Origin of the sequence: Streptomyces sp. NPDC051907, from assembly GCF_040681075.1 — a bacterium.
Lineage (GTDB): Bacteria > Actinomycetota > Actinomycetes > Streptomycetales > Streptomycetaceae > Streptomyces.
Map to the genome: position 1 here is coordinate 1 of NZ_JBFAYB010000075.1, position 26,739 is coordinate 26,739.

Below are 26,739 nucleotides of genomic sequence, written 5' to 3' on the forward strand. Positions count from 1 at the left end.
CGTTCGTCCTCACCCTGACCGCGCGCCGGGCCGCCGGGGAAGACCCGTAGGGCCAGTCCACCCTGATAGGCGACAGCCCCGCCGGAACCGTCCGGACGCGGACAGCTGGCCGCCGCCCGAGTCCGTGCCCGGCAGATCGCCGGGCACCTGGAGCGGGGCGGGCCGCCCCGCCGTGTCCGTGCCTGTGGCCGCGGGCCACTCCACCGACGCGCCGATGGCGAGGGTGGGATGGTCGTCCGGCGGGGCGGACACGGCCGACAGGTCGTGCCCGCAGGCGCCGCAGAAGAGGTCACCCGCGTCCAGCGGCTCCGCGCAGCTGGGGCAGCTCGACCCGGCGGCCAGCTGGTGCATTCGCGACATCACTCACACCCACGTCCGGGGGCGGAAGCGGTTGGCCCGCTCCACCAGGTCTATCCGCTCCTCGCCGCGCTGGGCGAGCCGGGCGAGCACCCGGTACGAGCGTTCCAGCCCGAAGCGCAGGCCGCGCTCGTCCAGTTCGCTGCCGAGCAGCACGGTCTGTGCGCCTTGCTCGTTCGGTGCGGTCGGAACGGACGGCTGGGCTCCGGGACTACCGGAGAGTACCCAGTCCAGGGCCGTGCCGAGTACTTCCGCCGACAACTGTTCCCGGCGCACCGCGTCGAGCCCGAACTCCTTCAACGCCTCCACCTGCGCCGCTGCCGCCGACAGGTCCTCCAGCAGCGCGTCGTGCGCGGCGCGTCGCCGCAGCCGCGCCCGGACCGCCGCGACCCGCGCCGCCGTGTAGTGGATGGACGCCTCCGGCACCGACTCCAGGGTCCGTACGGCCCCGGGCCGGTCGCCGGACGCGATCTGCACCCGGGCCAGTCCGAACGCCGCGCTGACGAAGCTCGGGTCCGTCGTCCACACCAGGCGGTAGTACTCCGCCGCGTTGTCCAGCTGGCCGAGCACCTCGGCGCAGACGCCCAGCGCCAGCTTCGGCGCGGGCTCCCCGGGGAACGCGTCGTAGATCGCGTCGAACGAGAGCGCCGCCGCCTCGTTGTCGCCGGTCACCAGGGAGGTCAGACCGCGGTACCAGACGACCCGCCAGTCGTCGGGCTGCTGGCTCTCCAAGGACGCAAGCGCCTTCGACGCGGCGCCCAGGTCGCCCATCTCCAGCCGGGCCCGCAGTTCGCGCAGCCGCGTCTCGGACGAGCTCGCCGGCGCGGAGTGCAGCGCGGCGATCAGCTCGGCGGGCGCGGCGGCCATCAGCCCGGCCAGGAACCCGGCGTTCGGATCGTTCGGGTCGACGCGCGGGACGGGCAGTGCGAGCGAGGTCGTCCGGGTGTCGAACACGGCGAGCTGCGGCGCGAGGGCGAGCTGCGGAGCGGGCGCGCCCAGCGGCTCGCCGCGGGGCGCGGGGATCGCCGCGGGAGCGTACGACGGCGCGGCGGGCAGCGCGGCCGCGGAGGACCGGCCGTGTCTCGCTCCGGCCGCCGTCTGCGTCCGCCCGCCCAGCTGCGAGACGTCGCCCGCCAGCTCGGCGAACAACTCCGTGTCCGTGACCCGCAGCTCGGGACCGAACAGCGTCGACAGCGACGGGCGCGGGCGGCCCGTCTGGATCGCGACGACCTCCCTGAGCACCCCCGTCAGCTGCTCCGCCATCTCCTGCGCCGAGGCGAACCGCCGCGCCGGATCGGGGTCCGTCGCGCGCACCAGAAGCCGGTAGAACGACTCGTACGTCCTAAAGACGTCGATGTTGTCAGGGTCGGGCAGGGAGTCGGCGAAGACGTTCGTATAGCCCTGGAAGTCGAACGTCAGCACCGCCAGCGTCCGCGCGACGGTGTAGAGGTCGGAGGCGACCGACGGGCCCGTCTCGGCGACCTCGGGGGCCTGGTAGCCGACCGTGCCGTAGATCGCGGACTCGTCGTCGTCCATCCTGCGGACCGCGCCCATGTCGATGAGCTTGAGCTGGTCCTGCTGCTGGATGGCGTTGTCGACCTTGAAGTCGCAGTACAGCAGGTTCCTGCTGTGCAGATGGCCGAGCGCCTCCAGCGCCTCGATGCCGTACGCGCACGCCTGCTCCACCGGGAGCGGGTCGCGCTTGCCCGCCGGGGTGCGCCGCTCGTTGGCGATCTCCTTCAGCGACTTGCCGCCGACGTACTCCATGACTATGTAGCCGTCGAGGGAGCCCGTGCGCTGGTCGAGATGCTCGACGAAGTTGTAGATCCGGACGATGTTGGAGTGCTCGATCTCGGCGAGGAATCGGCGCTCGGAGATCGCCGCCGCCATGGCGTCCTGGTCGCCGGTGTCCAGCAGTCCCTTGAGCACCACCCAGCGGTCGGACACCGCGCGGTCGACGGCCAGATAGACCCAGCCGAGGCCGCCGTGGGCCAGACAGCCCGCGACCTCGTACTGGCCGTGCACGATGTCGCCCGCGTCCAGCTTCGGCACGAAGGAGTACGGGTGTCCGCACTTGGTGCAGAACCCCTCCGTGCGGCCCGGCCGCTCGCCGCGCGAACGGCCCACCGGCGCACCGCAGTCGGAGCGCGAGCAGAACCTCTTGCGCTCGGGGACCTCGGGGTTCTGCATCACCGCCGCGTTCGGGTCCGGGCGCGGCACGTCGGGCACCGTGACCAGGCCCGCGCCCAGGCGGTTGCGCCCGGAGGAGCTCGTGGACGGGCCGGAGCTGCGCACCGAGACCGAGCGGGAGGAGGTGCTGCTCCCGCTCAGCGAGCGCGACAGCCGCCCGGAGACCGACCGGCGCGAGGTCGACGAACGGGACGAGGCCCGCGACGAGGCGCGCGAACTGCTGCGCCCGGAGGCGGATCCGCGCCCGCCGCCGCCTGTGATGCCGGTCGGCGGCGACGAGACCATGCCGTTCGCCGAGACGACCGGGGCGAGCCCGCAGTGGTCGCAGTACAGCTCGCCGCCGCCCATGTCCTCGTACGAGCCCTCGCACCCGGACCGCTGGCAGTTGTTCTTCTCGCTCACGGACGCCCCCCGCCCTCGTCGGGCCCGTACGGCCCTGCTTGCCTCGGCACCAGCAGCTCCGCCGCGGCGTGCTGATAGCGCAGCACCGCCTGCTCGGCCACCCGCAGATCGCACGGAGCGCTCCACAGCATCCGGCGGGCCGCGTCGTACCTCTCCATCAGCATCGGGTCCTCGGCCATGCCGTGCCGGGCGACCTTCGCCTTGTACGCGTCGAGACGGCCGCGCAGCTCCGCGCGGACCGCCAGCGGCGCGGTGACGGCCGTCAACGACTCACGGGCCCTCAGCAGCTCGTCCTCGGCCTCCCGCTCCAGGGACTCCAGCAGCGGCGAGAGTCGGTGCCACTGGGAGTGCCTGCGGTACTCGGCGGCCGTCGCCAGCCGCTCCTGCAGCACGGTCGGCGGACCGCTGACCGCCGGGACCTCGGAGGCCGCGATCTTCGCCAGCACCTCGCCGCGCGCGGAGCGCGCCTCGGTCAGCGTCCGGTCGGCGCGCGAGAGCACGTCCCGCAGCCGCATCAGCCGCTCCTCCGAGTCCTGCCGGACCCGCAGCACCGCCTCGATCTCCCGGCGGATGTCCTCCAGAGCGCGCGCCGCCCGGTCGTACCGGTCGGTGTCGGGACGGCCGCCGCCGGGCGCCGAACTGCCCGGCGCGGGACGCCAGAAGGCGAGCGGATCGGAGATCACCTGGACGCGGAGCGTCGCCAGCTCGTGCGTGATCGACTCCAGCTCGTCGCCGGCCGGGTGCTCCCCGGGCCGCACGCCCACCGAGTGGGCGAGCGAGCGGGTGCGCTGGAGCTCGGCGGACAGAAGGTCTATCCGGGCGGGCAGTGCGGACCACACCGCGTCGGCCGTCACCACCATGTCCAGGGAGCTCGCGTACAGCTCGTTCATCCGCGCCACCAGCTCCTCCAGCGAGAACCGCTCGGAGAGTCTGGCGGGCCCGGCGATCGAAGGCGCGGAGTGCGCGGAGGAGTTCGCGACCGTGACGCTGCGGCCGCGCAGCCGCTCGGTCAGCTCCACCAGGTCCTCACGGCTCGCCCAGCGCCGCCTGGCGCGCAGCTCCTGGGCGTCGTGCAGAGCGCCGGCGTACGCGTCGAAGTACCCCCACAGCAGCGTGATCGCCTGCTCGGCGGAGGCCCAGCGGTCCTTGGTGACCCCGCTCAGCTCGGCCCCTTCGAGGAGCCTGCGGCCCGCGTGGTCCTGGAGGGCGAGGAGAGAGGTCTCGATCGCCTCGTGCTCGGCGCCGAGCCGCGCCAGCGCGCGGTCGACCTCGTCCCGGTCCATCACCGGCCCTGGCGGTCCCCCCGCAAAGGGGGAGGGTCCAGCGACGCCCATCGAGCACCTCTCCGCTTTCGTCTGTCTTCGCATGACTGGTCTCCGCGCGCTCAGCCGGCCCGGTACTTGGGAGCCGGCGGGCCGGTTATCCCCTCCAGGTCGTCGGCCAGCCATTTGTCGTACGCCTTCTTCCAGGGGCCGTCGCGGTACTCCTCGAGCACCTGGTTCACCCGGCCGACCACGTCGTCGTTGCCGAGCTTGGTCGCCACGCCGTAGTACTCCGTGGTGAAGGGCTTGTCGCCCTTGAGCTCCACCGACGGGTCCTGGGCGGCCTGGCCGGCCGCCAGGGCGTTGTCCGTGACCACCGCGTCGACCAGGCCCAGTTGGAGGCGGACCAGGCAGTCGAGCTGGTTGGGCACGGTGAGCAGGTCCTCGTCTCCCGGCTGCCCGTCGTGCTCGTCCTTGAACGTGGCGCCGAAGCTCTCCTTCTCCAGCTCCTCGTACGCCGTCGAGCCCTCCGCCGAGCAGACCCTCTTCCCCGCCAGCGACTTGTCGTACCCGGTGATCTTCGAGCTCTTGGGCGCGAGCACCTGCTGCCCGGCCTGGAAGTACGCGGTGGAGAACGCGACCTGCTTGATACGCGCGCAGTTGATCGTCATCGTGCGCACCACGACGTCCACCGTGCCGTTCTCCAGGGCGGGGATACGCTGGTTGGTGGGGATGGCGCGGAAGGTGATCGCGTCCGGGCTGCCGACGATGTTCTCGGCGATGGCGCGGGCCAGATCGATGTCGAAGCCTTCGAGGCCGCTGTTGGCCCCCTTCGCCGGATTGCGGTAGCCCCAGCGGTAGCTGTTCTGGTCGACGCCGACGATCAGCCGGCCGCGCTTCTTGATCGCGTCGATGTTCGGCCCGCCGTCGGTGGACGCCGGCAGAGAGCGCTCCGGCTCCTTGCACTCATCCGCCTTGGCCGGCGCGGCCGACGCGGCGAGGTCCTCGCCTGTGGGCCCGGTCAGGGCCTCCGCGCCGCCGTGGGACAGCGGCAGCAGGGTGACGGCGGCGGTCAGCGCGCAGGCGGCGGCCATCCCCGCGACGCCGCCCCAGCCGCGCAGCCGGGTGCTCGCGCCTGGCATCGCTTCCCCTCTCACCGGTACTCCGAAAGCCTGCGGTTGATGCCGAGGACGGCGCCCGCCGCGCCCAGCACGGCCAGCACGGCCGCGCCGACCGGCAGCCCGGCCAGCGCGCCGCGCCCGTCCTCGGCGGCGGAGGTGAACTCGCGCTGCTCGTGCGCCAGCGCCTTCTCGAGCGCCTGGTCCACCCGGTCGAAGGACTGGCCGGTGGAGTCCTCGGCGCCGATGACCTTCTCCAGCGCGCCCTCGTAGTCGCCGGACTTGTCGGTTTTGCTGGCGCTGTCGTGCCGGACCTTCCACTCCTTCACGCCCTCGACGGCTGCCTCGACCGGAGCGCTGCCCGCGTCGTCGTCGGCGGCGAGCCGGCCGGCCTCGGCCAGCGCGGTGCGGAGCTCGCCCATGCCCGCGGCGTACTGCGACTCGTACTTGTCGCTCTTGCCGTCGTCGGTCAGGACCGCGCCGCGGGCCACGAGCGTGAGGTTCTCGTTGGCGCGCGCCTTGAGGGAGTTGATCCGCGCGTCGCTGAGGACCTTCAGGGACCGCTGGCCGTTCTCCTTGGCGTCGTGCAGCTGGGCGCGGGCGACCGTGTGCCCCACCGCCAGCCAGAGCAGCACCACGGTGGCCGCGGCGGTCGCGGCGAGCAGGCCGTGGTTGAACACGCGGTTCGTCCGCTGGTAGTTGCGCCGCTGCGCCCAGGCCAGGGCGCCCAGCGCCACGATCCCGGTCGCGAGCGAGAAGAACGGCCACAGGGAGGCGTCGTCGTGGTCCTGGTCGAGCCGGGCCGTCTCCGCCTCGTACAGCTTCTGGGCGGCCGGCAGCAGCTCCTTGGTCATCTGCTCGTTGGCGAAGCGGAGATAGGCCCCGCCGAGCGGTCTGCCGAGGCGGTTGTTGGCGCGGGCGGTCTCGATCAGGCCCGTGTAGCGCGGGAGCTGTTCGTTCAGAGCGGCTATCTGGCGGCCGGACTCGCTCGAGCTGTCGGTGTTCGTCGCGGCCTTGATCAGCAGCTGGGAGGCGAGCGCGATGTCCTTCTGGTACCGCTGGTGGACGTCCCGGGGCTCCTCGGCGCCGGCCAGGAACCCGCTGGAGGCCGCCGTGTCCGCGTCGGCCAGCGAGCGGTAGATGGACGCGGCGTCCGCGCTGAGCGGCTGACTGCGGCTCACCACGTCGTCCGCCGCGGACGCCCGGTCGGAGATCTCGAAGGCGGTCACCGCGCCGAACGCCACGACCAGCGCGGCCAGCACGGCCCCGATGATCTGCAGCCGCCCCGGCTCGGTCGTCGCCGCCGTGCGCAGCCGCTCCTTGCCCTCGGCCCAGGCCCCTCGGCTCGCGGGCGGCGGCGGGGCCGCGGGCGTCAGAGCCGGCGGGCGCTCGGTGTGCACAGTCGGCGGGTGTGTCACGTGACCTCCCCCTCGGTCGCTGACGGCGGCCCGCTGATCGGCGGGTCGGGGGACGGCCCCCGGCCTGAAGTATGGCCGCAGTGACCGAGGAGCACACCAGAATTGACTGGATCTTGTTCCTATCGCAGTGATCCAGTCGCACTGATCCGACGTAACGCGCCCCCGGTCGATCTCCCCACCATGAATACGTTCCCCGACCTTGATCGGTTCCCTTTTCCGCCGGATACGGCCGAGGTTGGGCTGCGGAGATGGGGCGCGTGCCGTCGCGCGGCGGTGCACGGTGCGTCGCCTGTGGCGTGTGCGTCGGATGGGACGCACGCGGCGCCTGGAGTGCCGAGCGCCGAGAGCCGAGTGCCCGTGCGGTCGGACCGAGGCCGAAGGCACGGGCGGGGTACGGGCGTTGCCCACCGGCGACGGGTGGGGCGCGCTCTCCTGCGCAAGGCGCCAAGCGTCATGCGTGGGACCCCATGCTCCAAGCGCCATGCTTCCTACGCGTCCGCCGTCTGGCCGCGCGGCCCGGCGTAGTGCGCCCGCAGCCGCGCCCTCGCCTCGGGCGTGGCCCCTGTGCGGTCGAGGCCCAGCAGCGCGGCCCCCAGCACCGGCTGCGCCGACACCACCTCGACGACCGCCTTGGGGGCCTTGGCCGCCAGCAGCTCGCCGATCCTCTCGTCCAGCTCCGGATGACGGGCCGAAAGCACGCTGCCGCCGAGCACGACCGGGACCTCCTCGTCGAGCAGCCCGAGCCGGCCCAGCGCGACCGTGGACATGGCCACGACCTCCTCGGCGAGCCGGTGCACCAGCGAGCGGGCGACCGGGTCGCCGCCCGCGCTCGTGGCGAAGAGCACCGGCGTCAGCTCGTGCTTGCGCGCCGACGCGACGCGGCCCAGGTGCAGCGCCTCGATCAGCGCGTACATCGAGTCGAGGCCGAAGTGCGCGGGCAGCGCGCGGGCCAGCTCCGTCGGCTCGCCCCTGCCGTCCTCGGCCCGCGCCCCGAACCACAGGGCCTCCTCCGCCAGCCCCGAGCCGCCGCCCCAGTCGCCGGAGATCCGGCCGATCGCGGGGAAGCGGGCGGTGCGGCCGTCGGGCAGCATGCCGACGCAGTTGATGCCCGCGCCGCACACCACCGCGACGCCCCGCGGCTCGGCGTCCTGCTGGAGCCCGGCCCGCAGGACCGCGAAGGCGTCGTTGCGCACCTCGGTGCTCAGGCCCCATGCGCGGGCCTCCAGAGCGGCCGTCAGCTCCCGCTCCTCCACCGGGAGGTCGGCGTTGGCCAGACAGGCCGAGACATGCTCGACGCGGCCGATGGGCGCGCCGCGCGCCGCGGCCTGGGAGAGCGCCTCGCCGACCGTCGCGGCCAGAGCGTCGACCGCCGCCCGGACGCCGGCCCTCGGCGGCTGGAAGCCGTCCCCCCGGGCCGACGCGAGCACCGATCCGTCGACGCCGACGAACGCCACGTCGGTCTTGCTGTTGCCCGCGTCGACGGCGAGCACCGCAGCTCTCACGCCCACGCCAGGTGCTCCCGGTTGTGCGCGACCAGCTTGTCCGTGAGCGCCTCGGCGTACGCGTACTGGCCGATCAGGGGATGCGACAGCAGCGCCTTGAACACCCGGTCCCGGCCGCCGCGCAGGGCGGCCTCCAGCGCCAGGTCCTCGTACGCCGTCACCTGCGCGATCAGCCCCGAGTACAGCGGGTCCAGCTCGGGCACGTTCAGCGGGACCGCGCCCGTGCCGTCGACGCGCGCCTGGACCTCGATCACCGCGTCGTCGGGGAGGAACGGCAGGGTCCCGTTGTTGTACGTGTTCACCGCCTGCACGGCCGAGCCGCCGCCGACGAGCAGCGCGGCCGCCAGGTCCACGGCCGCCTCCGAGTAGAAGGCCCCGCCGCGTTGGGCGAGGAGCTCCGGTTTCGCGTCGAGCGCTGGATCGCCGTACATCGTCAGCAGCTGCTTCTCCATCCGCGCGACCTCGGCGGCCCGCGAGGGCTTGGTCCTCAGCTCCGCTACGACCTGGTCGTGCGCGTAGAAGTAGCGCAGGTAGTACGAGGGGACGGCGCCGAGCCGGTCCAGCAGGGCGCGCGGCAGCCGCAGACGGTCGGCGATCGCGTCGCCGTGGTCGGCCAGCAGCTTCGGCAGCAGGTCGGCGCCGTCGGGCCCGCCGAGGCGGACGCCGGTCTCCCACGTCAGGTGGTTGAGGCCGACATGGTCCAAGTGGACGTCGGACGGGTCGGCTTCGAGGAGCCCGGCGAACGTGCGCTGGAGGCCGATGGCGACGTTGCACAGGCCGACGGCCCTGTGCCCGGCCTGGAGCAGCGCTCGGGTCACGATGCCCACCGGGTTGGTGAAGTCGATGATCCAGGCGTTCGGGCTGGCGCGCCGTACGCGCTCGGCGATGTCGAGGACGACGGGCACCGTGCGCAGGGCCTTGGCGAGGCCGCCCGCGCCGGTCGTCTCCTGGCCGACGCAGCCGCACTCCAGCGGCCAGGTCTCGTCCTGCTCGCGGGCCGCCTGTCCGCCCACGCGCAGCTGGAGCAGCACCGCGTCGGCGTCCGCGACGCCCGCGTCCAGGTCCGACGTGGTGACGATCCTCCCGTCGCAGCCCTGCTTGGCGAAGATCCGCCGGGCCAGTCCGCCGACCAGCTCGAGACGGTCGGCCGCGGGGTCGATCAGGACCAGTTCGGCGACGGGGAGGGTGTCGCGCAGCCGCGCGAATCCGTCGATCAGTTCGGGGGTGTAGGTGGAGCCGCCCCCCACTACAGCGAGCTTCATGACTAGCCCTTCACTCCGGTCGGTGTGACGCTCTCGATGAATGCCTTCTGTGCGAAGAACAAGACCACGATCACCGGCTCGCGAGGGCCGTCCGCGCGGGCCTTTGCGGGCGTCAGCGCGTGGTGTCGAAGACCTCGTCGCGGGTCGTGGCCAGAGCGCTCTCCAGCGCCCCGCGCAGGACCGGGTGGCGGCGCACGGCGCCGAGGACCAGGCGGGGCCGGGACGCGGCCAGCTCGGCGAGCTCCGCCTGCACGCGCTCGCGCAGCGGCTCGCCGCCGGCCGCGATCGCCTCGCCGGACAGGACGACCAGCTCGGGGTCGAGGACGGCGACCATGGAGGCGAGACCGGTGGCGAGGCCCGTCGCGTACGCGTCGAGGAGCCGGCCGTACGGCTCCGCTTCCGCGCCGCCCGCCGTCACCGCCTCGGCCGCACGGGCGACCAGCGCGGCGGCGACCTCGGTGTGCCGGCCGTGGCCGACGCCCCCCACGCCGAGCTCGCGGGCCAGCCGGGGCAGCGCCTGCGCGCCGGCCAGCTCCTGGAAGCCGCCGCTGTTCGCCCGGGTCACCTGGCGCACCAGCGGGGTTCCGGGGACCGGCAGGAAGCCGACCTCGCCCGCGCCGCCGGTGAAGCCGCGGTGCAGCCGGCCGCCGATGACGACGGCGGCGCCGAGGCCCTCCTCGTTCCACAGCAGGACGAAGTCGTCGTGGCCGTGGGCCGCGCCCAGGCGCTGCTCGGCTATGGCGGCGAGGTTGACGTCGTTCTCGTACTCCAGCGGCATCGGGAGCGCCGCGGCCAGCTCGTCCAGCAAGGTGGGGGAGTGCCAGCCGGGCAGGTGCGAGGCGTACCGCAGCCGCCCGGTCGAGGGGTCGAAAGCGCCGGGGGTGCCGACGACCGTCCGGTGCACGTCGGAGCGGGTCAGCCCGGCGGCCTTCACCGCGCCGTCGAGCGCCTCGGCGACCTGGCGCACGACGCTCTCGGCGCGCCGACCGGGCGTCGGCAGCTCGAACTCGCCGACGGTCGCGCCCGTGACGTCGGCCACGGCGGCGCGGATGCGCCGCGGGGTGACGTCGAGGCCGGCGACGAAGGCGGCCCGCGCGTTGACGGCGTACAGCTGGGCGTTGGGCCCGGGGCGTCCCTCGGTGGTGCCGGTGGCGACGACCAGCCCGGCGGCCTCCAGACGGGCGAGCAGCTGGGAGGCGGTGGGCTTGGACAGGCCGGTGAGCTTGCCGATCCGGGTGCGCGAGAGCGGCCCGTGGGCCAGCAGCAGATCGAGCGCGGCCCGGTCGTTCATCGCGCGCAGCACACGCGGTGTTCCGGGAGTGGTCCCGGGTGTCGTTCCGGCCACGGCGGATGCACCTGCCCTTCGGCTTGCTGCCTGCTTGAGGCCGCACTGCACTGTTAGGAAAGTTTCCTATTCAGTGGGAGGAAGGTAGGCCGCACCGCAGGCGGCCGTCAATGGCAAACGCCCCCTAGGCGACCAGAGCGGTACCTGAGGGGGCGCTGCACAAGGCACAAGGCGCAAGGACGGCTGTGCGAGACCTCTACTTCGACAAGGGGGTCGGCGCGGGGATCGGGGACGCGGCCAGGGACTGCGGCGAGGTGGGGCTGGCCAGCGCGGACGGGGCCGCCATGGACGCCGTCGGGTCGGGGGCAGGGGCCGCCTCCACCGGGGCGGGCAGCCCGCCGACGATACGGATGCCGGCCGCGTCGAACGCCTGCTTGATCCGCCAGCGCAGCTCCCGCTCCACCCCGAGGGCCTTGCCCGGCATCGTCTTCGCCGAGACCCGCACGGTCATGGAGTCCAGCAGCACCTCGTTCAGGCCCAGCACCTCGACCGGGCCCCACAGCTGCTCGTTCCACGGCTCGGTCTTCGCCAGCTCGTCCGCGACCTCCTGGATCACGCCGCGGACGTGGTCGAGGTCCTCCGAGGAGCGGACCGTGACGTCGACGTTGGCCGTCGCCCAGCCCTGGCTGAGGTTGCCTATCCGCTTGACCTCGCCGTTGCGCACGTACCAGATCTCGCCGTTGTCGCCGCGCAGCTTGGTGACGCGCAGTCCCACCTCGATCACCTCTCCGGAGGCGACGCCCGCGTCGACGGAGTCCCCGACGCCGTACTGGTCCTCGAGGATCATGAAGACGCCGGAGAGGAAGTCGGTGACCAGGTTGCGCGCGCCGAAGCCGAGCGCCACACCGGCCACACCGGCGGAGGCCAGCAGGGGCGCCAGATTGATCTGGAACGCCCCCAGGATCATCAGCCCGGCCGTGCCGAGGATCAGGAACGAGGCGACCGAGCGCAGCACGGAGCCGATGGCCTCCGAGCGCTGGCGCCGCCGCTCGACGTTGACCAGCAGGCCGCCCAGCGTGGTGCCCTCGACGGCCTGGGCGGAGCGGTTCATCCGCTCTATCAGCTTGGTGAGTGTGCGCCGCACCGCGATCCGCAGCAGGATCGCGATCACCAGGATGAGCAGGATGCGCAGCCCGGTGTTCAGCCAGGTGGACCAGTTCTGCTCCACCCAGCCTGCGGCGTCTCCGGCCTGCTTCGCGGCCTCGTCGAGCGAGACCGGCTCGTCGGATGACGGACCGGCAGCCAGTAGGGCAGACGACCAGAACGCGGTCACAGCGGGAACCTCCAGGCATTGCGTACGTCAGACGACCACCCTAACGGGGCATACGGAGTGCACCGTTGCCGTTTCCGAGGGAGAGACGAGGCTCACCTGGGGATGAAGCGGGCGAAGGCCATGTGGTGCAAAACACCTCGAGCCCGTTACCCGCACGTGGTGGCGCTCGGACCTGGCATGAGGAGAGACTGAGAGCAGATCGTCCCGGCGCGAGCCACGCGCCGCCGGCGTACAAGGAGGCATCCACCGTGCCGCACGTCCTGGTCCTCAACGCGTCGTACGAGCCCCTCGGCGTCGTACCGCTTCGCCGCGCGCTCGTCCTCGTCCTGGAGAACAAGGCTCTCTGCCTCGAGGAATCCGGCGCCTTCATGCACAGCGCGACCCGCGTCATCGCCGCACCCAGCGTCGTACGGCTGAAGCGGTTCGTGCGGGTCCCCTACCGGGGGCCCGTTCCTCTGACCCGCAAAGCGCTCTTCGCGCGCGACGGCGGGCGCTGTATGTACTGCGGTGGCGTCGCAACCAGCGTCGACCACGTCGTTCCGCGCAGCCGGGGCGGACAGCACGTCTGGGACAACGTCGTCGCCGCGTGCCGCCGCTGCAACCACGTCAAGGCGGACCGCCATCTGCGGGAGCTGGGCTGGCGGCTGCACCACCAGCCGGCCCCGCCGAGCGGACTCGCCTGGCGGATCATCGGCACGGGGCATAGGGACCCGCGCTGGCTGCCATATCTGCAGCCGTACGGCGCGGAGGATGCGATGGCCCGCATCGACGGCATTTCTGCCTGAGATGGGCCATTTTTTGTAGCCGGACAGCCCTCCGGCCACGGCGCGCGGGGCCTGCGAGCCCCACGCGCCGTCGTCATGCGCGCGCTGCGTGCGGGTGGCCTGCGGCGCGTGCGGTGTGGCGGGTGCGGGTGGCCTGTGGTGCCTGCCCGGATCGCGTGTGTGTGCCTACCGCGCTGTGTAGCGGCCTGTGTCGCGTGGCGTACGGGAGGTGCGCGCGGCCTGTGGCGGGTGACGTGCAGCGGTGTGCGCGGCTTGTGGTGCCTGCCTGCACCGCGAGTGTGCGCAGCTTGTGGTGCGTGCCCGGATCGCGTGCCTGTGTGCCTACCGCGCTGTGTACGGCCTGTGTCGCGTGGCGTACGGGAGGTGCGCGCGGCCTGTGGTGGGTGACGTGCAGCGGTGTGCGCGGCTTGTGGTGCCTGCCTGCACCGCGAGTGTGCGCAGCTTGTGGTTGCCTGTCCGGATCGCGTGCCTGTGCCTTCCGCGCTGTGCACAGCCTGTGCCGCGTGGCGTACGGGAGGTACGCGCGGCCTATGGCGCGTGCGGTGACGCGCTGTGCGCAGCCTGGGGCGTGTGGTGCGGCGGGTGTCGTGCCGCAGGTGCGCGCAGCTATGGCGCGTGCCGTGCCGCGGGTGCGCGCAGTCTGTTGCGCGTGGCGTGCAGCGGGTGCACGCAGCCTGTCGCGTGCCCGCACCGCAGGCCGTGTGCGCCCACCGCGCGCCCGCACCGCGTGCCGTCGTGCGCCTACCGCGCGTGTCTACTCCGCTACCGCGTACGCCTCGACCGACCAGAGCGAGTAGCCGTACTCCGTGGCCCGCGCGTCGCCCTGGACGCGCAGGAAGCGCGTGCCCTCGGCGTCCAGGCGGACCTCCTCGCGGCCGCCCCTGCCGTCGCGGACCGTCGCCGCCGTGCGCCAGACGAGCCCGTCCGCGGAGACCTGGACGCGGTACCTCGTCGCGTACGCGTCCTGCCAGTGCAGCACCACCCGGCCCACCCGGGCCTGGCTCGCCAGCTCCAGCTGCCACCACGCGCCGTCCTCGGCCGGCGACGACCAGCGGGTGCGCGGGTCGTCGTCCACGGCCGCGGCGGCCGGGAAGTCGGGGGTCTCGTCGCCCGAGGAGGAGGCCTTCGCCCCCGGCGACCGCGCCAGGTCGGGGCCCGCGGTGCGCGGGTAGGCGCGGACCGTCAGGGTCTGCTCCTGGCCGGCGAAGGAGAACGGCACCTGGTACTCGCCCGCGGGCGTGTCCGCCGGGACCGAGACCTCGACCGGCACGGTCGTCCGCTGCCCCCGGGGCACCGTCGCCTCCTTCGGCGCCGTCACCTTGATCCCCGCCGGGGCCTTCGCCGTCAGCGCCCCACGCACCTCGCCGGGGCGCTTCGCCGTCAGCCGCACGCCCGCTGGCTGCGGGCCGCCGCCGATCTCCGCGCTGGTCTCCTCGCGTACGAGGTCGAGCTTCGCCGCCGGGTCGTCCGCGAACCACGGCACCACCGAGCGCACCGCGACCGGCTCAGCGCCCGCCCGGGCGATCCGCACCGCCTCCACCCGCAGCCCCTTGGCGTCCGACTGGGTGAAGCCGCTCGGCGACAGCCGGCCGAGGTCGCGCCAGCCCTCGCCGGGGACCCGCACCTCCAGGCTGCCGCGCCCGCCGTCCGGGTCCGTCATGACGGTCACCGCCGACAGCGGCCGGGGCCGGGGCAGCCATACCGTGTCGTCGCCCGCCGTGTCCTGGACGCGGTCCGCGCCCGTCCACGCCGAGGACTCCTTCGCCGCCCGGTCCAGGAAGGGGTCGAGCACGCCCTTGCCGGACGTGACCCGGCTCCTCTTGAGCTCGGCCCGCAGCGGCTCCAGGTCCAGCGAGGCCCGCCAGGCCGCCGCGCCGTCGCCGCGCCCCTGCGCCGCGAGCATGTCGACGGTGAGCTCGCCCGCCCTGCCGTACCGCGCCAACTGCTCCAGCCACGGCCGTACTTCGTCGTCCAGCCCGCCGGCCCCGCCGTCTGCGGGCTGGCTCAGCCGCTGCGGGGCCTCCCGCATCACCGTGAACGCGGCGCGCAGCGAGGCCGCGGCCCGCTCGCGCGCCGCGGCGTCCGACGTCGTGCGCGAGCGCCAGAACTCCTTGAGCAGCGGCTGGAGATACCCCGACTCGTCGGGGCTGAGGATCGAGGAGGCGTGATTGCCCGCGAGGGCGGTCAGCGCCTCGCGCGTCTTGGGGTCGCCGCCCGACAGATCGGCTATAGCGGCCCGCCAGGACTCCTGCGGCCGGTACCCCTTGGGGTTCCAGGCGTAGTCCGCGGCCGTGAACAGCGGGATACGGGAGGCGGACGCCTGCTCCATGGCGTTGGCGAGCAGCGCCGCCGAGCCGGACGCCACCGCAGGCTCCCGGCCGGTGTAGGGGCCGAGGAAGATCCGGTCCTGGGCGTAGTCGTTGACCGGGTAGTTGTCCATGGTGACCAGCGGATGCCGGAACGTGTCCCGCGCGCCCGCCAGTTCGCGCCCGGTGATGGTGCGCGGCACCACTCCGACGCCCGTCCACGCCACCTGCACCCGGCCGTCCAGCTCGTCGGCCAGCGCGCGGCGGTAATCGGTGGGCCCGTCCTGGTAGAACTCCGTCGGCATCACCGTCAGCGCCGCCGCGCCCGGATACCGGTCCGCCAGATGCTGGGCCACCGCGCCCGCGAGGCGCGCGTGCGCCTTGGCCGCGGACTCGGGCCCCGAGCCGAACTCGTCCACGTCCCGGTCGCAGTGCCACTCGCTATAGCTGACGTCCTGGAACTGGAGCTGGAAGGCGCGCACGCCCAGCGCCCACATGGCGTCTATCTTGCGGGTCAGCGCCTTGACCTCGCCGTCGTCGGCCAGACACATCGACTGCGCGGGCGCGACCGCCCAGGCGAGCGTGACGTGGTTCTGCCGGGCGCGCCCGGCCAGCTCGCGGAACTCCGCGCGCTGGGCGGCCGGGTAGGGGTCGCGCCAGCGGGTCTGGCGGAAGGCGTCGTCGCCGGGGGCGTAGAGATAGCGGTTCTGCTTGGTGCGGCCCATGAAGTCGATCTGCGCCAGGCGCTGTTCACGGCTCCAGGGCTGGCCGTAGAAGCCCTCCGTCATACCGCGCACGGCGGTGCCGGGCCAGTCGCGTACGACGACTCCCGCGATCTGCCCGTCCGCGACGAGCTGGCGCAGCGTCTGCACGCCGTGGAAGAGGCCGTCGTCGCCGACGCTGTCGAGGGCGACCGTGTCGCGGCCCTCCACCTGGCCGACCGCGAGGCGGTAGCCGCCGGAGGGGAGGTCGCCGCGCTCGGGCGCCCGCAGGGCGCGCAGGGCGCTCTGCGCGCCGTCTCCTCCCAGGCGCACCACCGGGCCGCGGCCGGGCAGGGCGGTGTACACGGTCCGTACGCCGGACTCGGTCAGGAGCTCCTTGAGCCGCCGCACGGCGTGCGGATCGGCGTCCGGGTCCGCGACGAGGGTCGCCTCGGCGCCGAGCGGGACCGCCTTGCCGACGGCCCGGATCGCCTGCGGACGCGGCCAGACGGCGGGCAGCGCGCCCTCGCCCTCGGGGTCCTGGGCGGTGGACGACGGGGCTCCTGGGTCCTCCGGTGCGGCGGCCGCGCCCTGCGCGCCGCCGAGCAGGCTGCCGATCACCGCGACCGCGACCGCTGTAGCCGTACGCCTCCCGCGCCCGAGCCGCACGCTCGTCCCCCCTCGGTCCCCAGTCATTCCGGTTGGTTTCGAGCCCACCACTCGCACGGCGAAGGTGTCAATGCGCATGGCCGTTGTGCGCCTTTTGCCTGGTGTGATGGTTGATTTGCGGCAACTGCCCCGAGGGGGACGTAATGTGGGCTCGCATGCGAGCCGGAATGTGAGCCGGAACACGTTGACGCAGCGGACACGTCTGCCGTGGCGGCCGCTGGGTAGGGCTGGCTGTGTCCCGTTCCCGACCGGTTGGAGTGACTCCTCGTGGCCGCGTCCGCACACCTTCTGCTGTCCGCCCTGTCCAAACAGACCCTGGGCTCCGGCCCGCTCACCAGCGAGCCCCCGCTCGCCGACCTCGCACCCCTGACGAGCGAGCCCCCGCTCGCCGACATCGCGCCCCTCACCAGTGAGCCGACCGCGCACGGCACGGCCGGCGGCTCGGAGTCCCCAGGAGTCTGAATGGGCCTAGCCCGGCTCGCCGAACTGCACGGAGTAGCCCCTTCCTACGCACCGTCGCCGGGGGTCGCCGTCCCCGTGCCGCAGTCCACGGTCGTCGCGGTGCTCGCGGCGCTGGGGGTGGACGCGTCCACTCCGCAGGCCCTCGCCCAGGCGCTGGCGGCGGCGGAGTCCTCGCACCCGCTGCTCCCGCCGACGGTGGTGCTGTGGCACGAGCCCGAGCCGGCGGAGCCCCCGCTCGATGAGCTCCCGCTCAAGGACCCCCCGCTCCTCGAGCTGCCGCGCCCGCTCAAGGAGCTCCCGCCGGGCACCAGGGTCGAGGTGGCCGCGGAGACGGGCGAGCGGCTGGAGTGGACCGCCCCGGCGGCGCGGTGGAACCGACTGCCCCTGGGCGTGCACCGGTTGCGCGCCGACGCGCCCGACGGCCGGAGCGCGAGCGTCGCCCTCGTCGTCGCGCCGGCCCGCGCACCGCAGCCGCCCGCCCGCGTGCACGGCCTCCTGGTCCAGCTGTACTCCCTGCTGTCCGCGCGTTCGTGGGGGATGGGCGACCTCGCCGACCTCGCGGAGCTGGCCGCCTGGGCCGGGCGGGGGCTGGGCGCCGGGTTCGTGCAGATCAACCCGTTGCACGCGGCCGTTCCTGGCGCGCCCGCCGACCCGTCCCCGTACCGCCCCTCCTCGCGACGGTTCCCCGACCCGGTGCATCTGCGCGTCGAGAACGTCCCCGAGTACGCCTACGCGGGCCCGCGCGAGCGCGCGCGCCTCGACGCGCTGCGCGACAAGGGCGGCGAGCTGCGCGAAGCCGTCCTGGACAAGGGCGCGTTGATCGACCGGGACGCGGTGTGGGCGCTCAAGCGCGAGGCGCTGGAGATCGTGTGCCGGGCGCCCCTGGGGCCCGGGCGCCGCGCCGCGTACTGCGACTTCCTCGCCGAGCAGGGGCAGGCGCTGGAGGACCACGCCACCTGGTGCGCCCTCGCCGAGGTGCACGGCAGCGAGTGGCATAGCTGGCCCGCCGCCCTGCGCGACCCCCGGTCGGCCGAGACCGCCCAGGCCAGGCGGGAGCTGATGGACCGCGTCGACTTCCACTGCCGCCTCGCCTGGCTCGCCGACGAGCAGCTGGCCGCCGCGAGCCGGGCCGCGCACGAGGCGCGGATGGCCGTCGGCGTCGTCCACGACCTCGCCGTCGGCGTGCACCCCGGGGGCGCGGACGCCTGGGCGCAGCGGGACGCCTTCGCCGAGGGGATGTCGATCGGCGCGCCCCCGGACGCCTTCAACGCCCGGGGCCAGGACTGGGGCCTGCCGCCCTGGCGGCCGGACGTGCTGGCCGCCTCCGGCTACGCCCCGTACCGCGGACTGATCAGAAGCCTCCTCAGACACGCGGGCGCGCTCCGCATCGACCACGTCATGGGCCTGTTCCGCCTCTGGTGGGTCCCGCAGGGCGCCCCGCCCACCGACGGCGCGTACGTCCGCTACGACGCGGAGGCCATGCTCGCCGTCCTCGTCCTGGAGGCCTGCCGGGCGGACGCCGTCGTCGTCGGAGAGGACCTCGGCACGGTCGAGCCGGGCGTACGGGAGGCGCTCACCCGCCGCGGCGTCCTCGGCACCTCCGTGCTCTGGTTCGAGCGCGACTGGAGCGGCGACGGCCGCCCGCTGGCGCCCGAGCAGTGGCGCGAGGGCTGCGTGGCCACCGCCACCACCCACGACCTGCCCTCCACCGCGGCCCGCCTCACCGGCGAGCATGTGGAGCTGCGCCACCGGCTGGGCCTGCTGACCCGGCCGCTGGACCTGGAGCGCACGCAGGAGACCGCCGACGTCGCCGAGTGGCTCGGCCTGCTCGGCGCGCGGGGCCTGCTGCCCGAGGGCATGGAGGACGAGGAGGGCCGCATCCGCGCGGTCTACCGCTTCCTGCTGCGCACGCCGGCCCGGATGGTCGGCGTCTGGCTGCCGGACGCGGTCGGCGACCGCCGCCCGCAGAACCTGCCGGGCACCTGGGACCAGTACCCGAACTGGCGGCTGCCCGTCGCCGACGCCGCCGGGCGTCCGCTCACGCTGGAGGAGCTGGCCGCCTCGCCCCGTCTGCACGGGCTGCTGGAGGTCTTCCGCACCCCGCCGCAGTCGGGGCGGGGACCCCGTACGGCACCCCCGGACGCGCGCCTCGGATAGCCGTTCGCTACGTTGGCACCGTGGACAAGAAGAACGCTTCGCGCGCCGGCGCTCTCGCGGCCGGTACGACGCTGATGATGCTGCTCATGTCGTCTCCGGCGCTCGCACTCACGCCCGACGACGGCGACGACCCGGGCCCCGGCCTGAGTGTGGCCGAGACCATCGGTCTGTTCGTCGTGACGCCGATCGCGCTCTTCGTGCTGATCGCGGGCCTGGTGATGGTCCTCGACAAGTCCAAGAAGCAGAGCTGACGCGGTAGTTCCCCCCCAGGGCGCTCCAGGTGCACAGACACCCGGAGCGCCTTTGGCATGCGGGGGGGGGGGGGGGGGGGGGGTGCGGGCTGTCGCCGGGGCCCTCGCCGTTGCCGTCGCGCGGGCTATCGCCTTGGCCGTTGCGGGGCCGGGTGTGGCCTCGGCGCGTGCCTCGTACGGCGCTGAGGGCGGCCGTAGCCGCCATAGCGGCCTCGCCGCGTGGCTGGCGCGGCCTCAGTGCGCCGCGAGAAGCCCGCGCCCGGCCGGGGCGGCGGGGCGCAGGCTGTCGCCCTCGCGCACGCCGTCGCCGTCGCGCGGCCGAGTCCTCGCTTTCGCAGGGGCCCTCGCCCGCGCGAGGGTCGCGCCGTCTTGCGGCCCGGCCTTCGCCCTCGTCCTCGCCGTCGCGCGGCCGGGGCGGCCGGGCGACGGCCTCGGCACGCCCTCGTACGGCTACCGAGGGCGGCCACAGCCGCCATAGCGGCCTCGCAGCGCCGTCGACGCCGCCTCAGTGCGCCGCACGGACAGCCTCGGCACGCCCCTCGTGCAGCCGTCGAGGGCGGCGCCACGGGCGGCCGTAGCCGCCATAGCCGCCTCAGTGCGCCGCGAGAAGCCTGCGCAGCAGTTCGCCCAGTTGCTCGGCCTGCTCCGGGTTCAGTGCTGAGTCGAACACCTCGTGCTGTGCCTCCAGACCCGCCGTGACCGCCTGGTCGACGAGGGTCAGTCCGCGCTCGGTGAGGGCGACCCGCAGTCCGCGCCGGTCGTTCGGGTCGGGGGTGCGGGTGAGCAGCCCTGCCTTTTCCAGCTTGTCCAGTCGTCCGGTCATCCCGCCGGTCGTCAGCATCAGCGTCGCCGAGAGCTGGCGCGGCGAGAGCGTGTACGGCTCGTCCGAGCGCCGCAGCGTCGCCAGCACGTCGAACTCCCCGCGTGAGATGCCGAAGCGGGCGTACGCCTGGTCCATGCGGTCGCCCATAGCGCGCGCGATCCGGAAGACGCGGCCGTAGGCGGCCATCGGAACGGTGTCCAGGTCGGGCCGTACGACGGCCCACTGGTCGGTGATCGCGTCGACGGCGTCGCGGGCGGCGGGCGCGGCGGCCGGGGAAGCGGCCGAGGCGGCCGAGGAAGCGGGGGTAGCGGGGGAGGCCGAGGAGGTCATGCGGACCAGTATCCGAGGAAAGAGGATCGGTTGCAAGAAAGTAGCTTGCCAGTAAGTCACTTAGGAGTAAGCTACTTCTCATGAACCGCGCCGGCCTCGTCGCCCTCACCGCTCTCGCCCCCGTCTCATGGGGCTCCACCTACGCTGTCGCCACCGAGTTCCTGCCGCCCGACCGCCCCCTGTTCACCGGTCTGATGCGTGCCCTGCCCGCCGGAGTCGCCCTGCTCGCGCTCACCCGGGTGCTGCCGCGCGGCGCCTGGTGGGGGAAGGCGGTCGCCCTCGGGGCGCTCAACATCGGGGCGTTCTTCCCGCTGCTCTTCCTCGCCGCCTACCGCCTCCCCGGCGGCGTCGCCGCCGTCGTCGGCTCGGTCGGGCCGCTCTTCGTGGTCGGGCTCGCCGCCCTGCTGCTGAGCGAGCGGCCCACCACGCGCACGCTGCTCACCGCGATCGCCGCGGCCTTCGGCGTCAGCCTCGTCGTGCTGCGCGCCGGGGCGGCGCTGGACCTGGTCGGCGTGCTGGCCGGTCTCGTCTCCTCCGCGTCGATGGCCACGGGCACCGTGCTGACCAAGCGCTGGGGCCGCCCCGAGGGGGTGGGCCCGCTGGCGCTGACGGGATGGCAGCTGACCGCGGGCGGGCTGCTGATAGCCCCCGTCGCCTTCTTCGTCGAGGGCGCGCCGCCGGCGCTGGACGGCCGCAACCTCGCGGGATACGCCTACCTCGCCCTCGCCAACACCGCGGTCGCCTACTGGCTCTGGTTCCGCGGCATCGAGCGGCTGACCGCCTCCTCCGCCACGCTGCTCGGCCCCCTCTCGCCGATCACGGCCGCGGTCATCGGCTGGGCCGCGCTCGGCCAGGCGCTCTCGCCGGTGCAGCTGCTGGGGATGGGGATCGCCTTCGGGGCCACGCTGCTCGGCCAGTTCCAGCCGCGGACGCCCCGTAAGCCTCGTACACCCCGTAAGCCTCGCGCACCGCGCACACCGCGCACCCCGGCTCCGACCGATGGAACGTTCAGTTCTGCTTCACATACTGATCGAAAGGTTTCGATGGACCTAAGGATTCCGGCGGTGCGACGGTAGCTGCGCAACCGAGTGATCCGAGTTCCGAAGGGGTATCGATGGCAGTCCTGGACCGCGTCCGCAGCAGTGAGGCGACGACGACCACGGGGAAGAGGATCCGGCAGGCCTCCGGCCTCGGAGTCCTTCTCGCCGCCGTCGCCACGGTCGTCTGGTCCGGCAGCTTCGTCGCCTCGCGCGCCCTCCACGACTCCGTGCCACCCGTACAGGCCGCCTTCTGGCGCTGGATCGTCGCCATCGCCGCCGTCGCGCCCTTCGCGCTCCGCGAGACCTGGCGTCAACGGGCCCTGCTCCGCCGCCACGCGGGCTATCTGCTGCTCGCCTCGCTGCTCGGCGTCGCCCTCTACAACACTCTCGTCAACCAGGCCGGCCTCACCACCCCGGCCGGCACGATGGGCATGATCATGGCCGCCTCGCCCGTGGCGATGGCGGTGTACGAACGCCTCGGAGGGCGCCGCCTGGGGGCGCGCCGGATCGCGGGGATGGGCATCGCCTGCGTGGGGGTCGTGCTGCTGGTCGGCGGCGGGGCGCCGGCGGCCGGGCCGGCTGCCGGAGACCTGTGGATGCTCGGGGCGGCGCTGAGCTTCGCCTCGTACAGCGCGCTGCTGCGCCGGCGGCCCGCCGAGATCGGCGGACTGGCCTTCCTCTTCACGACGTTCGTGCTCGGGGCGCTGATGCTGGCGCCCGTGTACGGGGTGAGCCTGGCCGTGCAGGGCGGCTTCGAGCCGACGGCCGGGACCGTGGGGCCGCTGGTGTACGTCGGCGTCTTCTCCTCCGCCGTCGCCTTCTTCGCCTGGAACAAGGCCGTCGCGCTCATCGGTGCGGCCCGGGCGGGGATCGTCTACTACCTCCAGCCCGTCTGCGTGGCGGCCCTCTCCTTCGCGCTGCTGGACGAGCGGACCGGTCCGGTGCGGCTGCTGTGCATGGCGCTGATCCTCGGCGGAGTGGCGCTCGGGTCGATGTCGGCGTCGTCGACGACGAGGAAGGCTCCCACGGCGTCGACGGCGGTGCGTCCGTGACCGAGTGGGACGTCAGAAAGCTCCAGATCCTGCGCACGCTGAGCGAGCGGGGGACCGTGACGGCGACGGCCGAGGCGCTGCTGATGACCCCCTCGGCCGTGTCCCAGCAGCTGTCGAACCTGGCCAGGCAGCTCGGCGTGCAGCTGCTGGAGGCGCAGGGCCGCCGGGTGCGGCTCACGGACGCGGCCCAGCTGGTGCTCCGCCACGCGGAGGCGGTCTTCGCCCAACTGGAGCGGGCGGACGCCGAGCTGACCGAGTATCTGCGGGGCGAGGCGGGAGAGGTGCGGGTCGGGGCGTTCTCGACGGCGGTGCCGGCTCTGGTGGTCCCGGCGGTCCAGGCGCTGCGCACGGCCCATCCGGGGCTGGAGGTACGGGTCAGGGAGGCGGAGGCGGCACAGGCGTACGAACTGCTGTCCAACGGAGACGTCGACGTGGCGCTCTCGCTCGCGGCGCACGCCCCGACCGCCCGGGACGCGCGCTTCAGCCGCTTCCCGCTGCTCGCCGACCCCCTGGACGTGGCCCTGCCCGCCGGCCATCCGCTGGCCGCGGCGGCGGACTTGCGGCTGTCTGACCTCTCCGGCGAGCCCTGGATCTTCGGCGGCAGCGGCCCCTGGTCGGAGATCACCATCGCGGCGTGCGAGGCGGCGGGCTTCGTGCCGGAGCAGGCCCACTCGGCGGCGGGCTGGACGGCGATCCTGGCGATGGTGGAGGCCGGGATGGGCATCGCGCTGGTGCCGCGCATGGCGGCGGCGGAGAGGCGTACGGGAGTCACGATGCGCGTCCTGAGCGCGGACCAGCCGCGCCGCCATGTGATCGCGGCGGTACGGCGGGGCGCGGAGGACGGCCCGGCTACGGGGAGGCTGCTGGAGGCCTTGCGGGAGACGGCGACGGCCCGCTCGCGGTGACCTCTCTCCGCACGGCTCGCGGTGACCTCGGCGGACGGCTCGCGGTGACGTCCCCGCACGGGATCGCGGTGACCTCTCGGCACGGCTCCCGGCGACCTCGCCGTACGGCGCGCGGTGAACTTCCCGCCCCAGCTCCCGGTCACCCCTCAGCACGCGAGCGGTGACTTCAGGCCCCGGCTCCCGTCGACCTCTCCGCACGGCTAGCGGTGACGCCCAGCTCACCCCTCAGCACCCGAGCGGTGACTTCCCGCCCCCGCTCGCCGTGCCCCCCGCCCCTACTCGCAGCGCGCCCGCGCGTCCGCGGTCCCGTCCCTCCGGCCGCCGTTCACGACGCCTCGGTGGTCGCTGTCACGGCGAGGGACTGCAGATAGTGCATCAGCGCCATCAGGACATCGCGGCTCGAGCCGCGCAGGCGCGCGTCGCACGCGACGACCGGCACCTCAGGGGGCAGGTCGAGGGCGCCGCGGACCTCGTCCAGGGGGTAGCCGGGGGCGTCCGGGAAGGAGTTGACCGCGACGACGAAGGGCACGCCGCGCTCCTCCAGCCGGCCGATGACGTCGAAGCTGACCTCCAGGCGCCGGGTGTCGACCAGCACCACCGCCCCCAGCGCGCCCTCGAACAGCCCGCGCCACAGGAACCAGAAGCGCTCCTGGCCCGGGGTGCCGAACAGGTACAGCACCAGCTCCTCGTTGATGCTGATGCGGCCGAAGTCCATGGCGACCGTCGTCGACGTCTTGCGCTCCACGCCCTGGATGTCGTCGACGCCGACCCCTGCCTGGGTCATCGTCTCCTCGGTGGTCAGCGGCCGGATCTCGCTCACCGAGCCGACCAGGGTCGTCTTGCCGACCCCGAAGCCGCCGACGATGACCACCTTGACGGCGGCCGTGGCCGTCTCCGGCAGCACGTCCTCGCTCCGCGGCCCCACGGCCTGGTCAGAGCTTTTGAAGTCCATCGATCACTGCCTCAATCAAAGCGCGGTCGGGGAGTTGGGCGGGCGGAACGGGTGCGCGGGCCAGCACCCGGGCCTCCGCCAGCAGGTCGCTGAGCAGCACGGTGACGACGCTCACCGGCAGACTCAGATACGCGGAGATCTCGGCCACCGAGAGGGGCGCCTGACAGAGCCGCATGATCGCGGCCTGCTCCGGCTGCATGCCGGGCCGGGGGCCCGACTTGGCCACGATCAGCGTGACCAGGTCGAGCGTGGTGGGCACGGAGGAGCCGCTGCGACCGCCCGTGATGACGTAGAGCCGCTCGGGACTGCTCTCCTCCCAGCCCCCGCCCGGGTCCTTCACGCGGTCTGTCCCTCGTTCCGCGGAGTCGTGCTCAGGTGCTCTCCGATCCGCAGCACCAGGTCCCGCATCCGCTGGCCCATGAGCCCGGCGTCCACCCCGTCGTCGGCGAGCACCGCGAGGTACGCGCCGGCGCCCGCCGCCATCAGATAGAAGAAGCCGCCGTTCATCTCGATGACGACCAGGCGCATCTGCCCGTCGCTGTGCGGGAGTTCGGCGGCGACGGCCCCTGCCAGGCTCTGCAGGCCGGCGCACGCCGCGGCCAGCCGGTCGGCGGTGTCGGTCTCCGCGCCGTACTGGGCCATGCGCAGTCCGTCCGCCGAGAGCACGACCACGTTCCTGGTCTGTGGCACGCCCTCGGCCAGGTCCTTGAGCATCCAGTCCATGTTGGTCTGGTTGGACTGACGCTGAATCATGGCTGCTCGTTCCCCTTGGTTGTCTGGGTGGTGTCACCGGCCAGGCCGTTCTGGAAGGCCGTGAGCCACATGCCGGGCTGCACCGCGGGGGCGGCCTCCGGCTCGGGCGCCGCGATGGCGGCCGGGGCGGTGACGGGGGTCTTGCGGCGCCGCTGCGGAAGGCCGTTCGTGGTGCGCTCGGTCACTACGGGGACCTCGTCGTCCGCGATCATGGGTCCGGTGGCGGGCCTGGCCGGGCGCTCGACGGCGAGGGAGCCGGCCGGGCGGGGGCCCGAGGAGGCGCCGATGCCGTGGGCGAGCCCGGTCGCGGCCGAGGCCGTGGTGATCAGGGCCTGCGGCACCACGAGCACCGCGCGCACACCGCCGTACGCGGACGAGCGCAGCGAGACCTGGAAGCCGTACGCCTGCGACAGCCGGCCGACCACCGCGAGGCCCAGACGCGGAGTCTCGCCCAGGTCGTTGACGTCGATGCCCTGCTGGGCCTGGCGGAGCATGCGCTCGGCCCGCATGCGGGCCTCCTCGCTCATGCTGACGCCGCCGTCCTCGATCTCCACGGCGATGCCCGACTGCACGTCCACCGCGGTCAGATGGACCTTGGTCTGCGGCGGCGAGTAGCGGGTGGCGTTGTCGAGCAGCTCGGCGAGCGCGTGGATCAGCGGCTCGACGGCGGTGCCGACGACCGCGACCTCGGAGACGGAGTGCAGCTCCACGCGCTGGTAGTCGATGATGCGCGACATCGCGCCGCGCAGGACGCTGTAGAGCGGCACGGCCTTGCTCCACTGGCGGCCCGGACGGGCGCCGCCGAGCACGGCGATGGAGTCGGCGAGCCGGCCGATCAGGGCCGTGCCGTGGTCGATGCGGAGCAGGTCGCCGAAGACCTCCGGGGTCCGGCCGTGCCGGTCCTCCATCTCCCGCAGCTCCTGCGCCTGCTGGTGGACGATGGCCTGAACCCGTCGGGCGATGTTCACGAAGGCGCGCTGCGCCGACTCGCGCAGATCCTCCTCCGCGGCGACCGCGTCGAGCACCGAGCGCAGCACCGCGAGGTGCTCGGCCGGGGCGTCGAGCGAGGCCAGCACGTCCTCGGGGAACTCGCCCCGGCGCAGCCGCTCCACCACCTGGGGCAGCAGCTCGCCCGCCAGGCGCGCGGACTCGGCTCGCTGCCGGGCCAGCACGGCCTCCTGCTCGGCGAGCTGTTGCCTCAGCTGGGACACGGCCTGGCCGCGGCGCGCTGCCTCGGCGCAGGCGCCGGCGACCGCGACGAGTGCCGCGAGCCCGACCCAGAGCACGGGGGTGCGGGCCGACTCGGAGACCACGGAGACCGCGACCGCGGCCGCCGCCGCGGTCACGGCGACGGGCAGCAGCCACACAAAGGAGGCGGCGGGCCGCAGACTTCCGGTCGACGTTTCCTGTCGGACCATCAGCAC

General features: G+C 73.8%; 21 protein-coding genes and 1 pseudogene. 7 read left to right on the forward strand and 15 right to left on the reverse strand.

Features of this window, described 5'->3' with window-relative positions; genetic code table 11:
• Window positions 1–111: 111 nt before the first annotated feature.
• From AB0M39_RS30210 to AB0M39_RS30250, 9 genes and pseudogenes are all read right to left on the reverse strand, one after another.
• Window positions 112–360 (reverse strand): annotated as a pseudogene (locus AB0M39_RS30210) (zinc ribbon domain-containing protein); the annotation flags it as partial.
• A gap of 3 nt (window positions 361–363) precedes the next feature.
• Window positions 364–2,895 carry a tetratricopeptide repeat protein gene (locus tag AB0M39_RS30215; RefSeq protein ID WP_365369197.1) on the reverse strand — a complete coding sequence of 844 codons (2,532 nt, stop codon included), beginning with the start codon at window positions 2,893–2,895 and terminating at the stop codon, window positions 364–366.
• 50 nt (window positions 2,896–2,945) lie between these two features.
• Window positions 2,946–4,283 (reverse strand): hypothetical protein, encoded by a 1,338-nt coding sequence (locus AB0M39_RS30220; RefSeq protein ID WP_365369137.1) that lies wholly within the window; start codon window positions 4,281–4,283, stop codon window positions 2,946–2,948.
• Window positions 4,284–4,333: 50 nt separating this feature from the next.
• Entirely contained in the window at window positions 4,334–5,353 is a 1,020-nt protein-coding gene (locus AB0M39_RS30225) for a glutamate ABC transporter substrate-binding protein (RefSeq protein ID WP_365369138.1), read from the reverse strand.
• An 11-nt stretch (window positions 5,354–5,364) separates the two neighbouring features.
• The gene (locus AB0M39_RS30230; protein ID WP_365369201.1) at window positions 5,365–6,705 is read right to left on the reverse strand and encodes a hypothetical protein; all 1,341 of its coding nucleotides are present in this window, start codon (window positions 6,703–6,705) and stop codon (window positions 5,365–5,367) included.
• 530 nt (window positions 6,706–7,235) lie between these two features.
• Window positions 7,236–8,255 (reverse strand): BadF/BadG/BcrA/BcrD ATPase family protein, encoded by a 1,020-nt coding sequence (locus AB0M39_RS30235; protein ID WP_365369139.1) that lies wholly within the window; start codon window positions 8,253–8,255, stop codon window positions 7,236–7,238.
• Window positions 8,246–9,511 carry a 6-phospho-beta-glucosidase gene (locus AB0M39_RS30240; protein WP_365369140.1) on the reverse strand — a complete coding sequence of 422 codons (1,266 nt, stop codon included), beginning with the start codon at window positions 9,509–9,511 and terminating at the stop codon, window positions 8,246–8,248. Before AB0M39_RS30240 ends, AB0M39_RS30235 begins: the two co-directional genes overlap by 10 nt.
• Before the next feature lie 112 nt (window positions 9,512–9,623).
• The gene (locus AB0M39_RS30245; protein WP_365369204.1) at window positions 9,624–10,802 is read right to left on the reverse strand and encodes an ROK family transcriptional regulator; all 1,179 of its coding nucleotides are present in this window, start codon (window positions 10,800–10,802) and stop codon (window positions 9,624–9,626) included.
• 250 nt (window positions 10,803–11,052) lie between these two features.
• Window positions 11,053–12,129 (reverse strand): mechanosensitive ion channel family protein, encoded by a 1,077-nt coding sequence (locus AB0M39_RS30250; protein ID WP_365369141.1) that lies wholly within the window; start codon window positions 12,127–12,129, stop codon window positions 11,053–11,055.
• Between the two features lie 248 nt (window positions 12,130–12,377).
• On the opposite strand from AB0M39_RS30250, the gene AB0M39_RS30255 reads away from it, so the two are divergent.
• Entirely contained in the window at window positions 12,378–12,914 is a 537-nt protein-coding gene (locus tag AB0M39_RS30255) for an HNH endonuclease (protein ID WP_365369142.1), read from the forward strand.
• A 754-nt stretch (window positions 12,915–13,668) separates the two neighbouring features.
• Here AB0M39_RS30255 and AB0M39_RS30260 read toward each other — a convergent pair.
• Complete coding sequence (locus AB0M39_RS30260; protein WP_365369143.1) at window positions 13,669–16,590, reverse strand: beta-N-acetylglucosaminidase domain-containing protein; 2,922 nt, start codon at window positions 16,588–16,590, stop codon at window positions 13,669–13,671.
• 267 nt (window positions 16,591–16,857) lie between these two features.
• Here AB0M39_RS30260 and AB0M39_RS30265 point away from each other — a divergent pair, with 267 nt between their 5' ends.
• From AB0M39_RS30265 to AB0M39_RS30275, 3 genes are read left to right on the forward strand one after another with little or no spacing between them, the layout of a single operon-like run.
• Window positions 16,858–17,052 carry a hypothetical protein gene (locus AB0M39_RS30265; RefSeq protein ID WP_365369144.1) on the forward strand — a complete coding sequence of 65 codons (195 nt, stop codon included), beginning with the start codon at window positions 16,858–16,860 and terminating at the stop codon, window positions 17,050–17,052.
• Window positions 17,053–19,209, forward strand: coding sequence for a 4-alpha-glucanotransferase (gene malQ, locus AB0M39_RS30270; RefSeq protein WP_365369145.1), 2,157 nt, complete (start codon window positions 17,053–17,055; stop codon window positions 19,207–19,209).
• 20 nt (window positions 19,210–19,229) lie between these two features.
• Window positions 19,230–19,460, forward strand: a complete 231-nt coding sequence (locus tag AB0M39_RS30275; protein WP_365369146.1) for a hypothetical protein — start codon at window positions 19,230–19,232, stop codon at window positions 19,458–19,460.
• A gap of 592 nt (window positions 19,461–20,052) precedes the next feature.
• Here AB0M39_RS30275 and AB0M39_RS30280 read toward each other — a convergent pair.
• Complete coding sequence (locus AB0M39_RS30280; RefSeq protein ID WP_365369149.1) at window positions 20,053–20,613, reverse strand: MarR family transcriptional regulator; 561 nt, start codon at window positions 20,611–20,613, stop codon at window positions 20,053–20,055.
• An 80-nt stretch (window positions 20,614–20,693) separates the two neighbouring features.
• Between AB0M39_RS30280 and AB0M39_RS30285 the strand changes: the two genes are divergently transcribed.
• From AB0M39_RS30285 to AB0M39_RS30295, 3 genes are read left to right on the forward strand one after another with little or no spacing between them, the layout of a single operon-like run.
• Window positions 20,694–21,689 (forward strand): EamA family transporter, encoded by a 996-nt coding sequence (locus AB0M39_RS30285; RefSeq protein ID WP_365369151.1) that lies wholly within the window; start codon window positions 20,694–20,696, stop codon window positions 21,687–21,689.
• 38 nt (window positions 21,690–21,727) lie between these two features.
• Complete coding sequence (locus AB0M39_RS30290) at window positions 21,728–22,705, forward strand: DMT family transporter (protein ID WP_365369153.1); 978 nt, start codon at window positions 21,728–21,730, stop codon at window positions 22,703–22,705.
• The gene (locus AB0M39_RS30295; RefSeq protein WP_365369156.1) at window positions 22,702–23,610 is read left to right on the forward strand and encodes a LysR family transcriptional regulator; all 909 of its coding nucleotides are present in this window, start codon (window positions 22,702–22,704) and stop codon (window positions 23,608–23,610) included. The genes AB0M39_RS30290 and AB0M39_RS30295 overlap by 4 nt, the downstream gene beginning before the upstream one ends.
• A gap of 325 nt (window positions 23,611–23,935) precedes the next feature.
• Here AB0M39_RS30295 and AB0M39_RS30300 read toward each other — a convergent pair whose 3' ends face one another.
• The 4 genes from AB0M39_RS30300 to AB0M39_RS30315 are packed head-to-tail and all read right to left on the reverse strand — an operon-like array spanning window position 23,936 to window position 26,733.
• Window positions 23,936–24,562: an ATP/GTP-binding protein gene (locus tag AB0M39_RS30300; protein ID WP_365369159.1), complete on the reverse strand. Its 627-nt coding sequence runs from the start codon at window positions 24,560–24,562 to the stop codon at window positions 23,936–23,938.
• Complete coding sequence (locus tag AB0M39_RS30305) at window positions 24,543–24,902, reverse strand: DUF742 domain-containing protein (RefSeq protein WP_365369161.1); 360 nt, start codon at window positions 24,900–24,902, stop codon at window positions 24,543–24,545. Before AB0M39_RS30305 ends, AB0M39_RS30300 begins: the two co-directional genes overlap by 20 nt.
• The gene (locus AB0M39_RS30310; RefSeq protein ID WP_365369164.1) at window positions 24,899–25,315 is read right to left on the reverse strand and encodes a roadblock/LC7 domain-containing protein; all 417 of its coding nucleotides are present in this window, start codon (window positions 25,313–25,315) and stop codon (window positions 24,899–24,901) included. Before AB0M39_RS30310 ends, AB0M39_RS30305 begins: the two co-directional genes overlap by 4 nt.
• Window positions 25,312–26,733 (reverse strand): ATP-binding protein, encoded by a 1,422-nt coding sequence (locus AB0M39_RS30315; RefSeq protein ID WP_365369167.1) that lies wholly within the window; start codon window positions 26,731–26,733, stop codon window positions 25,312–25,314. Before AB0M39_RS30315 ends, AB0M39_RS30310 begins: the two co-directional genes overlap by 4 nt.
• Window positions 26,734–26,739: the final 6 nt, after the last annotated feature.

Excerpts from the sequence above, each read along its gene's own strand:
- AB0M39_RS30215 (WP_365369197.1), bottom strand. The coding sequence starts at position 2,895 with ATGGGCGGCGGCGAGCTGTACTGCGACCACTGCGGGCTCGCCCCGGTC.
- AB0M39_RS30220 (WP_365369137.1), bottom strand. The coding sequence starts at position 4,283 with ATGGGCGTCGCTGGACCCTCCCCCTTTGCGGGGGGACCGCCAGGGCCG.
- AB0M39_RS30225 (WP_365369138.1), bottom strand. The coding sequence starts at position 5,353 with ATGCCAGGCGCGAGCACCCGGCTGCGCGGCTGGGGCGGCGTCGCGGGG.
- AB0M39_RS30240 (WP_365369140.1), bottom strand. The coding sequence starts at position 9,511 with ATGAAGCTCGCTGTAGTGGGGGGCGGCTCCACCTACACCCCCGAACTG.
- AB0M39_RS30245 (WP_365369204.1), bottom strand. The coding sequence starts at position 10,802 with ATGAACGACCGGGCCGCGCTCGATCTGCTGCTGGCCCACGGGCCGCTC.
- malQ (WP_365369145.1), top strand. The coding sequence starts at position 17,053 with ATGGGCCTAGCCCGGCTCGCCGAACTGCACGGAGTAGCCCCTTCCTAC.
- AB0M39_RS30280 (WP_365369149.1), bottom strand. The coding sequence starts at position 20,613 with ATGACCTCCTCGGCCTCCCCCGCTACCCCCGCTTCCTCGGCCGCCTCG.
- AB0M39_RS30285 (WP_365369151.1), top strand. The coding sequence starts at position 20,694 with ATGAACCGCGCCGGCCTCGTCGCCCTCACCGCTCTCGCCCCCGTCTCA.
- AB0M39_RS30290 (WP_365369153.1), top strand. The coding sequence starts at position 21,728 with ATGGCAGTCCTGGACCGCGTCCGCAGCAGTGAGGCGACGACGACCACG.
- AB0M39_RS30300 (WP_365369159.1), bottom strand. The coding sequence starts at position 24,562 with ATGGACTTCAAAAGCTCTGACCAGGCCGTGGGGCCGCGGAGCGAGGAC.
- AB0M39_RS30310 (WP_365369164.1), bottom strand. The coding sequence starts at position 25,315 with ATGATTCAGCGTCAGTCCAACCAGACCAACATGGACTGGATGCTCAAG.
- AB0M39_RS30315 (WP_365369167.1), bottom strand. The coding sequence starts at position 26,733 with ATGGTCCGACAGGAAACGTCGACCGGAAGTCTGCGGCCCGCCGCCTCC.